This window comes from Streptomyces sichuanensis (assembly GCF_020328095.1).
In the GTDB taxonomy this organism is placed as follows: domain Bacteria; phylum Actinomycetota; class Actinomycetes; order Streptomycetales; family Streptomycetaceae; genus Streptomyces; species Streptomyces cinnamoneus.
This window is the reverse complement of the sequence record NZ_JAIXMK010000023.1, coordinates 118,264-128,959: the sequence shown is the minus strand read 5'-3', so window position 1 is coordinate 128,959 and position 10,696 is coordinate 118,264. Positions and strand designations below refer to the sequence as shown.

Below are 10,696 nucleotides of genomic sequence, written 5' to 3'. Positions count from 1 at the left end.
CACCGCACCGCGCCCCGGCGGCCGTCAACCCCCTGCGCCCCGCCCCCTCACACCTCGAAGCGATACCCCATCCCCGGCTCCGTGATGCCGCATCGCCCGGGGGCAACCCCCGGACCCCCGGCCCGCGCCCCGCGCCCCTCACACCTCGAAGCGATACCCCATCCCCGGCTCCGTGATGAAGTGCTGCGGGTGCGAGGGGTCGAGCTCCAGCTTGCGCCGCAGCTGGGCCATGTAGACCCGCAGGTAGTTCGTCTCCGTCCCGTACGACGGGCCCCAGACCTCCTGCAGCAGCTGCTTCTGGCTGACGAGACGTCCCGTATTGCGCACGAGGACCTCCAGCAGATGCCACTCGGTCGGCGTGAGGCGTACGTCCTTGCCGCCGCGGTTGACCTTCTTCGCCGCGAGGTCGACGGTGAACACCGCGGTCTCGATGATCGCGTCGTCACCGGCCGCCGACGGACCCGTCGGCTCGGCCCGCCGCACGGCGGCGCGCAGTCTGGCCAGCAGCTCGTCCATGCCGAACGGCTTGGTGACGTAGTCGTCGGCGCCCGCGTCGAGGGCCTCGACCTTCTCGTCGGAGGTCTGGCGGGCGGAGAGGACCAGGATCGGCACACGGGTCCACCCGCGCAGGCCCTTGATCACCTCGACGCCGTCCATGTCCGGCAGGCCGAGGTCGAGGATGACCACGTCGGGGTGGCGCGCGGCGGCGAGCTGGAGGGCCGTGGCGCCGTCGGGCGCCGCGTCGACCTCGTACTTCCGCGCCTTGAGGTTGATCACGAGGGCGCGGACGATCTGCGGCTCGTCGTCCACCACGAGCACCCGGTTCATGCTGAACCACCTCTGCTGTTCATGCGGGCCCCGCCACGGGGCCCGGGATCCTGGTCCGGTTCGGTCTGTGCGGCGACGGTCCCTGCGGCGGCCGTCCGCACGGCGGCGCCGGGCTCACGTGGTGGCCTGGGCGGGCAGGTCCGGCCGTACGGGCGGCCGGCCGGCGGCGGCCCGCAGCGTGAGGACCATGGTCATCCCGCCGCCGGGGGTGTCCTCGGCCGCCAGCGTGCCGCCCATGGCCTCGGCGAAGCCACGGGCGACGGCGAGGCCGAGGCCCACGCCGGCGCCGCGCGGGGCGTCGCCGTAGCGCTGGAAGGGCTCGAAGATGCGGTCCTTGGCGCTGTCGGGGACGCCGGGGCCCCGGTCGGCGACCCGCACCTCGACGCGGTCCCCGAGGGCGCTGGCGGCCACGAGGACGGGCTCGCGGCCCTCGGGGTTGTACTTGACCGCGTTCTCGACGATGTTCGCGACGCTGCGCTCCAGCAGGCCCGGGTCGACGGCCACCATGGGCAGCGTCTCGGGGATGTCGAGGGTGACGCTGCCCTCGGGGACGCCGCCGAGGGCCATCGGGACGACCTCGTCGAGGTCGATCTCCCTGATCAGCGGCGTGACGGTGCCGGTCTGGAGGCGGGACATGTCCAGGAGGTTGCCGACCAGGTGGTCGAGCCGGTCGGCGCCGTCCTCGATGCCGGCCAGCAACTCGGCCTCGTCCTCCTCGGACCAGGCGACGTCGTCGGAGCGCAGGGAGGTCACGGACGCCTTGATGCCGGCCAGCGGCGTGCGCAGGTCGTGGCTGACGGCGGCCAGCAGGGCCGTGCGGATGCGGTTGCCCTCGGCGAGCTCCCGGGCCTGCTCGGCCTCGCCGACGAGCCGCTGGCGGTCCAGGACGACCGCGGCCTGCGCGGCGAAGGCTGCCAGCACCCGCCGGTCCTCGGCGGGCAGCACCCGGCCGGAGAGGGCCAGCGCGAGGTTGTCGCCGACGGGCATGTCGACGTCGGCGTCCTCCGGGCGCAGCAGGGGCTTGCCGGTGCTGGTGACGACGCTGCTCGCGCACGTCCACGGGTCGACGTCGCTGGCGCGCTCCAGCAGGGCGACGGACTCCATGCCGAAGGTCTCGCGGACCCGCTCCAGCAGGGCGTCCAGGCTGGTCTCGCCGCGCAGGATGCTGCCGGCGAGGAAGGAGAGGATCTCCGACTCGGCCCGCAGCCGGGCGGCCTGGTGGGTGCGGCGGGCCGCCAGGTCGACGACGGACGCCACGGAGATCGCGACGAAGACGAATATCGCGATGGCGATGATGTTCTTCGAGTCGGTGATCGTCCACCGGTGGACGGGCTCGACGAAGTAGTAGTTCAGCAGCAGCGAGCCGAGGGCCGCCGACGCCAGGGCGGGCCACACGCCGCCGAGCAGGGCCGCGACGATCGTCGCGCACAGGAAGATCAGCATGTCGTTGGCGAGCCCGAGCGGCGGGACGACCCGCGTCAGCAGCAGGCTGAGGAGCACCGGGACCAGCACGCCGACCGCCCAGCCGGCCGCGATCCGGCCCCGGCCGAGCCGGGCGCCGCGGGCCACGGGCAGGCCGCGGCCCTTGGCGACCTCCTCGTGCGTGACGATGTGGACGTCGAGGTCCGGGCCGGAGTCGCGGGCGACGGTCGCGCCGACCCCGGGCCCGAAGACGTACTGCCAGGTCTTGCGCCGGCTGGAGCCGAGCACGATCTGGCTGGCGTTGACGCCGCGCGCGAACTCCAGCAGCGAGGCCGGCACGTCGTCGCCTATGACGTGGTGGAACGTGCCGCCGAGGTCCTCCACCAGCGTGCGCTGGACCGCCAGTTCCTTGGGCGAGGCGGAGGTCAGGCCGTCGCTGCGGGCGATGTAGACGGCGAGGATCTCGCTGCCGGAGCCCTTGGCCGCCATGCGGGCGGCGCGGCGGATGAGGGTGCGGCCCTCGGGGCCGCCGGTCAGGCCGACGACGATGCGTTCGCGGGCGTGCCAGATGGTCGAGACGTCGTGCTCGGTGCGGTACTGGCGCAGGTACTCGTCGACGCGGTCGGCGGTCCACAGCAGGGCCAGCTCGCGCAGGGCGGTGAGGTTGCCGGGGCGGAAGTAGTTGGAGAGGGCCGCGTCGACCTTGTCGGGCTGGTAGATGTTGCCGTGCGCCATGCGGCGGCGCAGGGCCTGCGGCGACATGTCGACGAGCTCGATCTGGTCCGCGCGGCGCACGACCTCGTCGGGGACCGTCTCGCGCTGTCGTACGCCCGTTATCGACTCGACCACGTCGCCCAGCGACTCCAGGTGCTGGATGTTGACGGTCGAGACGACGTCGATGCCGGCCTGCAGCAGTTCCTCGACGTCCTGCCAGCGCTTGGTGTTGCGGGAGCCGGGGACGTTGGTGTGGGCCAGCTCGTCCACGACGGCCACGCGCGGCCGGCGGGCCAGGACGGCGTCCACGTCCATCTCGGTGAAGCGGGAGTCCCGGTAGACGATCTCCTGCCGGGGCACCTCTTCCAGGCCGTGCAGCATGACCTCGGTGCGCGGGCGTCCGTGGTGCTCGACGAAGCCGACGACCACGTCGGTGCCGCGCTCCACCCGGCGGTGCGCTTCGGAGAGCATGGCGTAGGTCTTGCCGACGCCCGGTGCCGCGCCGAGGTAGATCCGAAGGTTGCCGCGTCCCATGGCCCCATTGTCTTTCACGAATCGCGACGGTGTTCGGGCCGGTTCTCCGTCCTGAGGTGCAGCACTGCCGCGCATGCCCGACCTTACGGCCAGCGATCCGGACATTTCGGGCCCGAGGCGGTGGGGCGGCAGGTATTGACGCACCTCTGACGCCTCCGGGCGTAACGCCCGTCGGGGCCCCGGCGAAATCGCCTTGACACCCTTCTCGCCCGGTTGCGAGGTTGAGCCGCATGACGGAGACGAGAACCGTGCACACCTCCCGGCTCACCGGCGACGAACTCGTCGCGATCCGCGGCCTGCTGGACGACGCCTTCGAGGGCGACTTCACCGACGACGACTGGGACCACACGATCGGCGGCATGCACGCCCTGGTGCGGGAGGGCGGCGAGCTCGTCGCCCACGGTGCGCTCGTCCAGCGCCGCATCCTGCACGGCGGCCGCGCCCTGCGCACCGGGTACGTCGAGGGCGTGGCGGTACGGCCCGGCCTGCGACGGCGCGGGCACGGTTCGGCCGTGATGGAGGCGCTGGAGCAGGTGCTGCGCCGGGGCGGGTACGAGCTGGGCGCCCTCGGCGCCGCCGACGAGGCGGTCCCCCTCTACACGGGCCGCGGCTGGCAGCTCTGGCGCGGCCCGTCCTCCGTGCTCGCGCCGACGGGCATCGAACGCACGCCGGACGAGGACGGCTGCCTCTTCGTGCTGCCACTGGGGGCCGGGCTCGACCTCGACGGCGAGCTGACCTGCGACTGGCGGCCGGGCGACGTGTGGTGAACGCACGGGGGCGAACTCCCGTTCCCCGTACGGCTCACCGTGCGTCCGCGCGCGGCCGGGACCGGCGTCCCAGCAGGTCCGCCAGGCCCTGCCGGGTCGCGGCCACCACCACGCGGTCACCGGGACCCAGGACGTGGCCGGCGGGCGGCTCCGCCGGCTGCGCTCCGGAACGCCGGCCGTCGGGCCCCTGGTCCACCGCCGCCAGGACCCGCCACGCGCCCGGGCGGCACGCCTGCGCCGTCGTCCGGCCCTCCAGCTCCGCGCAGCCCGCCACGTCCAGTGCCGCGATCAGGAGCACCGCGCGCTCCACCGGGATCGCGCCCAGGATCCGGCGGCCCATCATCGCCGCGGCGAAGGCGGGAGCAGCGAGGAAGGAAACGCTTCTGCTGCGGGTCAGCGCCCGGGGGTGGGAGTCGCGCAGGGTGCGGTAGACGGCGAGGGCGAAGCGGTCCTCGTACAGGCGCATGACCACCCGGACGTCCGGCTTGACGGCCCGGGCGTAGAGCGCCGCCTCCAGGTTCGTGGTGTCGCTGCTGGTGAGGGCCAGCAGGGTGCGGCTGTCGCCGATCTTCGCGGCCTCCAGCACGCCCTCCTCGGTGATGTCGCCGATGACCGTCGGCACCCGCAGCGACCGGGCCAGGGAGATGCCGCGGGCCTGCGGGTCGCGCTCCACGCAGACCACGGGGATGCCGAGCTCGCGCAGCCGGACGAGTACGCGCGCCCCGATCTTGCCCAGTCCCAGCAGCACCACGTGCCCCGAGAGCCCACGCGGCGGACGCCGCAGCGCGGAGGCGGACCGGAACGTGCCCAGCCCCTCCAGCGCCGCAGCCAGCAACAGCGGCAGCAGCAGGAGCCCCACCAGCCCCGACAGGAGCTGGAGGACCTTGCGGCCCGTCGACTCGTCCTTGGCCGGGTCGTTGATGGCGAACAGGTCCAGTAACGACAGGTACATCGCGTGCTGCGCGCTGCTCTCCTCGACGACCAGCCACGACGCCACCGCCAGCCCGCACACGGCGGCCGCCAGCCCGAGCAGCGCCCACCGCAGCCGTCGCGAGAAGAACGACCCCAGCGGCAGGCTGCGGGCGGCCGCCAGCCGCGAAGCGGGCGGGGGCGCCGACTCGGTGTACCGCACGGTCTCCAGCACGATCCGGCCGCGCGTCGCGGCCCGTTCCGCCTCCTGTTCACCGGGCAGCAGGTCGGGCCCGTCGCCGTCGGAGAGCAGCGCGAGCGTGCAGGTGCCGGAGGAGGCGACGGCGCCGGGGCCCGGCGCGGGGCGTTCGACGGCGCGCAGCAGCAGGCCACCCGCCTCGATGACCTTGCTGGTGCCGGCGACGGCCGCGGCGACCAGCGCCGGAGCGGCGGTGTCGGCGTCCGAGAGGACGGTGGTGCCGGCGTCGGCGTCCCCGACGAGGGCCGCCTGGTCGAGGAGTTGCTCCAGGTGCTGGCCGAGGCGGCGGTTGTAGAGGCGGATGACCAGGCGCAGCCGCGGGTTGATGCGGCGGGCGCGCAGGGCCGCCTGGATGTTGGTCTCGTCGTCGTCGTAGACGAGCGCGAGGGCCATGGCCTGTTCGACGCCGGCCTCGGCCAGCGCCTCGTCGTCGGGCCCGGGCGCCTCGACGACGCGCACCGCGGCGGAGGAACCGCCGTTCGCACCGCGCCCCACGGCGCCCGTCATCCGCCCGAGGAGCGCGGCGGCCCGCCCCTGGGCGGCCGCCGGCCGGCGGCGGCCCTCCCCCGCGGGCGGCACGACGAGCGTGACGCGCTCCCCGTAGAGGCCGGACAGCTCCGCCGCGAGCCGGTGCACGAGCCCGTCGTCACCGCAGACGACCATGTGCGGGACCACGGGGACGACGTGAGGTTGCTGAGGCAAGGTGACCACGGTCCAAGCGTGCCTCTTCGGCCCTTGCCACGGCACGCATTTACGGGGGTGGTCCGGACACGTGTCCGGACCACCCCCTCGTCCCGCGTGGGCTCAGTGCTGCGTCGTGAGCTCCTTGAGGGCCACGTTGAGCTTGAGGACGTTCACGCGCTCCTCCCCCATGAAGCCCAGGAGACGGCCGTCGACGTGGTCCTCGACCAGCTTCTCGACCTTCGCCGCCGGAAGGCCGTTGGCCTTGGCGACGCGCTTCGCCTGCAGCCGGGCGTAGTCCGGCGAGATGTGCGGGTCGAGGCCCGAGGCGGAGGCGGTCAGGGCGTCCACCGGGACGGCCGAGGGGGAGACGCCGTTGAAGGCGGCGACGTCCGTGCGGCGCTGCCCGACCGAGGACAGCAGCACCTTGCTGTCGGCGGCCAGGTTGGAGGCACCGGAGACCAGCAGCTTGTACTGCGTGTTCTCGGCGTTCGGGCCGGCCGCCGAGGGGCGGGGCTGGAAGAACTTCGGGTCCGGCAGGGGGTTGCCGTCCTTGTCCTTCTCTTCGAGGGTGTAGCTCTGGCCCAGCAGCGCGGAACCGACGGACCTGCCGCCGGACTTGATCTCCGAGCCGTTGGCCTCGTCGTGGAACGCCGCCTGCGCGATGCCGGTGACGACCAGCGGGTAGATCACCCCGCAGACCACCGTGAGGACGAGCAGGGCGCGGAGCCCCGCGCCCAGCAGGCGGGCCGTGCTGCGTACGGAGTTGTTCATGACGTCACCCGATGCCAGGGATGAGGGAGATGAGCAGGTCGATGATCTTGATGCCGATGAACGGGGAGATCAGGCCGCCCAGTCCGTAGATCAAGAGGTTGCGGCGGAGCATGGCGTCCGCGCTCATCGGGCGGTAGCGCACACCCCTGAGGGCGAGCGGCACCAGGGCCACGATGATCAGCGCGTTGAAGACGACGGCCGACAGGATCGCCGACTCCGGGGAGGCCAGGCCCATGATGTTGAGCTTGTCCAGGCCGGGGTAGGCCACCGCGAACATCGCCGGGATGATGGCGAAGTACTTGGCGACGTCGTTGGCGATCGAGAAGGTCGTCAGGGCGCCGCGCGTGATGAGCAGCTGCTTGCCGATCTCGACGATCTCGATGAGCTTGGTCGGGTCGGAGTCCAGGTCCACCATGTTCCCGGCCTCCTTGGCGGCCGAGGTGCCGGTGTTCATGGCCACGCCGACGTCGGCCTGGGCGAGCGCGGGCGCGTCGTTGGTGCCGTCGCCGGTCATGGCGACGAGCTTGCCGCCGGCCTGCTCGCGCTTGATGAGGGCCATCTTGTCCTCGGGGGTGGCCTCGGCGAGGAAGTCGTCGACGCCGGCCTCCTGGGCGATGGCCGCGGCCGTCAGCGGGTTGTCACCCGTGATCATGACGGTCTTGATGCCCATGCGGCGCAGTTCCTCGAACCGCTCGCGCATGCCCTCCTTGACGACGTCCTTGAGGTGGATGACGCCCAGGACGCGGGCCCCCTTGCCGTCTTCCATCGCGACGAGCAGCGGCGTGCCGCCCGCCTGGGAGATCCCGTCGGTCAGCGCCCGGGCGTCCTCGGCCACCCGGCCGCCGCGTTCCTCGACCCACGCGATGACCGAACCGGTCGCGCCCTTGCGGACCTTGCGGCCTTCCACGTCCACGCCCGACATGCGGGTCTGGGCCGTGAAGGGCACCCACTCGGCGCCGGCGAGCTCGCCCTCGTGGCGTTCGCGCAGGCCGTACTTCTCCTTGGCGAGGACGACGATCGAGCGGCCCTCGGGCGTCTCGTCGGCGAGCGAGGACAGCTGGGCGGCGTCGGCCACCTCGGCGGCCGTGGTGCCCTTGACGGGCACGAACTCCGCCGCCCGGCGGTTGCCGTAGGTGATGGTGCCGGTCTTGTCGAGCAGCAGCGTCGAGACGTCGCCCGCGGCCTCCACCGCGCGCCCGGACATCGCCAGGACGTTGCGCTGCACCAGCCGGTCCATGCCGGCGATGCCGATGGCGGAGAGCAGCGCGCCGATGGTGGTCGGGATGAGGCAGACCAGCAGGGCGGCCAGCACGATCATCGTCTGCTCGGCCTGCGCGTAGATCGCGAAGGGCTGGAGGGTGACGACGGCCAGCAGGAAGACGATGGTGAGCGAGGCCAGCAGGATGTTGAGGGCTATCTCGTTCGGCGTCTTCTGCCGGGCGGCGCCCTCGACCAGGTTGATCATCCGGTCGATGAAGGTCTCGCCGGGCTTCGTCGTGATCTTGATGACGATGCGGTCGGAGAGGACCTTCGTGCCGCCGGTCACGGCCGAGCGGTCGCCTCCGGACTCGCGGATGACCGGCGCCGACTCGCCCGTGATGGCGGACTCGTCGACGGAGGCCACGCCCTCGACGACGTCGCCGTCGCCGGGGATGACGTCGCCGGCCTCGCACACGACCAGGTCGCCGACGCGCAGCTCGGTGCCCGGCACCGACTCCTCGGTGTCGCCGTTCAGCCGGCGCGCGACCGTGTCGGTCTTGGCCTTGCGCAGGGTGTCGGCCTGGGCCTTGCCGCGGCCCTCGGCGACGGCCTCGGCGAGGTTGGCGAACAGGACGGTCAGCCAGAGCCAGACCGTGATCGCCCAGCCGAACCAGTCGCCCGGGTCCTTCAGCGCCAGCACGGTGGTGGCCACCGAGCCGACCAGCACCACGAACATGACCGGGGCCTTGACCATCACCCGGGGGTCGAGCTTGCGGAACGCGTCCGGCAGCGACTTCAGCAGCTGCGCCGGGTCGAAGAGGCCACCGGAGATGCGGCCGTGCTCCTCGGAGCCGTGGGGACGCTCGTCCTGGGGCTCGTCGGGGGCGGTACGGACAGGGGTGGTGGTGCTCATGAAAGTCCCTCCGCCATCGGGCCAAGGGCCAGGGCCGGGAAGTAGGTCAAGCCGGTGATGATGAGGATCGCGCCGACGAGGAGACCCGCGAAGAGCGGCTTCTCGGTGCGCAGGGTGCCCGCGGTCTCGGGCACGGGCTTCTGCTCGGCGAGCGAGCCGGCCAGCGCCAGGACGAAGACCATCGGCAGGAAGCGGCCGAGGAGCATGGCGAGGCCGATGGTGGTGTTGTACCAGGGCGTGTTGGCGTTGAGGCCGGCGAAGGCGGAGCCGTTGTTGTTGGCGCCGGAGGTGAAGGCGTAGAGCACCTCGGAGAAGCCGTGGGCGCCGCTGTCGTGCACGGAGTTGCCGGCGGTGTTGAGGATCGAATCGGGCGGCGAGGCCAGCGCCATGGACAGGGCGGTGAAGCCCAGCACCAGGGTCGGGGTGATGAGGATGTAGCACGCGGCGAACTTGATCTCGCGGGTGCCGATCTTCTTGCCGAGGTACTCGGGGGTCCGGCCGACCATCAGGCCCGCGATGAACACCGCGATGATCGCCATGACGAGCATGCCGTAGAGGCCGGAGCCGACGCCGCCGGGGGCGATCTCGCCGAGCATCATGCCCAGCAGGGTGATGCCGCCGCCGAGGCCGGTGAAGGAGGAGTGGAAGGAGTCCACGGCACCCGTGGAGGTCAGGGTGGTGGTCGTCGCGAAGATCGCGGAGGCGCCGACGCCGAAGCGCTGCTCCTTGCCCTCCATCGCCCCGCCCGCGGCCTGGAGGGCCGCGCCGTGGCCCGCGTACTCGGTCCACATCATCAGCGCGGTGAAGCCGAGCCAGATCAGGCCCATGGTGGCCAGGATCGCGTAGCCCTGCTTGACGTTGCCGACGAGCCTGCCGAAGGTCCGGGTCAGCGAGAAGGGGATGACGAGGATCAGGAAGATCTCGAAGAGGTTGGTGAAGGCGTTGGGGTTCTCGAACGGGTGGGCGGAGTTGGCGTTGAAGTAGCCGCCGCCGTTGGTGCCGAGCTCCTTGATGACCTCCTGCGAGGCCACGGCACCGCCGTTGACCTGCTGGGTGCCGCCGGCGAGCTGCCCGACCTCGTGGATGCCGGAGAAGTTCTGGATCGCGCCGCAGGCGACGAGGATCAGCGCGCCGGCGACGGAGAGCGGGATCAGGATGCGGACGGTGCCGCGCACCAGGTCGGCCCAGAAGTTGCCCAGTTCGCCGGTGCGGGACCGGGCGAAGCCCCGGACGAGCGCGACGGCGACGGCCATGCCGACGGCGGCGGAGACGAAGTTCTGCACGGCCAGGCCGAGCGTCTGCACGGCGTGGCCCATGGCCTGCTCGCCGGAGTACGACTGCCAGTTGGTGTTGGCGACGAACGACGCGGCGGTGTTGAACGCCTGGTCGGGGCCGATCGCCGTGAAGCCCAGCGACAGCGAGTGGGGCAGGACGCCCTGGAGGCGCTGCAGCAGGTAGAGGAAGAGGAGCGAGACGGCGGAGAAGGCGAGGATGCCGCGCAGGTAGGCCGGCCAGCGCATCTCGGCGCCCGGGTCGGCGCCGATCAGACGGTAGATCCACTTCTCGGGGAGCAGGTGCTTGTCGGAGCTGTAGACCCGGGCCATGTAGTCGCCGAGCGGGCGGTGGACCAGGGCCAGTGCCGCGATGACGGCGGTGAGCTGGAGGATTCCGGAGAGGACGGGACTCATGTCTGCG

Annotated in this window: 7 protein-coding genes; 1 reads left to right on the top strand and 6 read right to left on the bottom strand. The window is 72.3% G+C overall.

Annotation, left to right across the window (positions count from 1 at the left end):
• Nucleotides 1-138: 138 nt before the first annotated feature.
• Together LE181_RS10535 and LE181_RS10530 are read right to left on the bottom strand one after the other, a co-directional pair.
• Complete coding sequence (locus LE181_RS10535) at nt 139-828, bottom strand: response regulator (protein WP_190110465.1); 690 nt, start codon at nt 826-828, stop codon at nt 139-141.
• Between the two features lie 114 nt (nt 829-942).
• Nucleotides 943-3,498, bottom strand: a complete 2,556-nt coding sequence (locus tag LE181_RS10530) for a DUF4118 domain-containing protein (RefSeq protein ID WP_225660953.1) — start codon at nt 3,496-3,498, stop codon at nt 943-945.
• 230 nt (nt 3,499-3,728) lie between these two features.
• Here LE181_RS10530 and LE181_RS10525 point away from each other — a divergent pair, with 230 nt between their 5' ends.
• Complete coding sequence (locus tag LE181_RS10525) at nt 3,729-4,265, top strand: GNAT family N-acetyltransferase (RefSeq protein ID WP_225660952.1); 537 nt, start codon at nt 3,729-3,731, stop codon at nt 4,263-4,265.
• 34 nt (nt 4,266-4,299) lie between these two features.
• Here the strand turns inward: LE181_RS10525 and LE181_RS10520 are convergent, their stop codons facing one another.
• The 4 genes from LE181_RS10520 to kdpA all read right to left on the bottom strand — a co-directional run bounded on the left by LE181_RS10520 (nt 4,300) and on the right by kdpA (nt 10,689).
• Nucleotides 4,300-6,096: an NAD-binding protein gene (locus LE181_RS10520; protein WP_225660959.1), complete on the bottom strand. Its 1,797-nt coding sequence runs from the start codon at nt 6,094-6,096 to the stop codon at nt 4,300-4,302.
• Nucleotides 6,097-6,237: 141 nt separating this feature from the next.
• The gene (kdpC, locus tag LE181_RS10515; protein ID WP_225660951.1) at nt 6,238-6,888 is read right to left on the bottom strand and encodes a potassium-transporting ATPase subunit KdpC; all 651 of its coding nucleotides are present in this window, start codon (nt 6,886-6,888) and stop codon (nt 6,238-6,240) included.
• 4 nt (nt 6,889-6,892) lie between these two features.
• Nucleotides 6,893-9,001, bottom strand: coding sequence for a potassium-transporting ATPase subunit KdpB (gene kdpB, locus LE181_RS10510; RefSeq protein ID WP_225660950.1), 2,109 nt, complete (start codon nt 8,999-9,001; stop codon nt 6,893-6,895).
• Nucleotides 8,998-10,689 carry a potassium-transporting ATPase subunit KdpA gene (kdpA, locus tag LE181_RS10505; RefSeq protein ID WP_225660949.1) on the bottom strand — a complete coding sequence of 564 codons (1,692 nt, stop codon included), beginning with the start codon at nt 10,687-10,689 and terminating at the stop codon, nt 8,998-9,000. Before kdpA ends, kdpB begins: the two co-directional genes overlap by 4 nt.
• Nucleotides 10,690-10,696 lie beyond the last annotated feature (7 nt).